Origin of the sequence: Corallococcus sp. AB018 (assembly GCF_003986945.1) — a bacterium.
Lineage (GTDB): Bacteria > Myxococcota > Myxococcia > Myxococcales > Myxococcaceae > Corallococcus > Corallococcus exiguus.
This window is the reverse complement of the sequence record NZ_RAWR01000559.1, coordinates 1-428: the sequence shown is the minus strand read 5'-3', so window position 1 is coordinate 428 and position 428 is coordinate 1. Positions and strand designations below refer to the sequence as shown.

At 62.4% G+C, this 428-nt stretch carries 1 pseudogene; it reads right to left on the bottom strand.

The features are described from left to right. Positions 1 to 382 (bottom strand): annotated as a pseudogene (locus D7Y11_RS42975) (molybdopterin molybdenumtransferase MoeA); the annotation flags it as partial. Positions 383 to 428: the final 46 nt, after the last annotated feature.

The window sequence follows — 428 nt, the reverse complement described above, 5'->3', positions numbered from 1 at the left end:
CCACATGACCGGCAGAAAAAAGCCTCTGGCCTGCGTGAATGTCACTTCCCCGCAGACGAACGAATTGCCCGGAATCTACCGGGGGAACGTCTACTTTCCCTTGCCCAGCCTCTACGAAGTGCTCCGGCTGGCAATGCTCCACCGGTATCACCGCAGCGGTACCCGCGGGCACCATCGCGCCTGTCATTACTGGCACGATGTCCGATCCGATCCCCTGCGGATACAGCACTGAGGGATCAATCCCCGCGGCGATTGTCTCCCCGACCGCGAACGAGCCTCCGGGCAAATGGTGAGTTGCCAGCGCGTAACCATCCATCTGCGAGTTATCAAACGCCGGAGAATCCACGCGAGCATCGACTGCCCGGGCCAACTGACATCCCACGGCTGACTCCGCAGCCACCTCCACAACCTCGCGAGCGCCGAGCGCC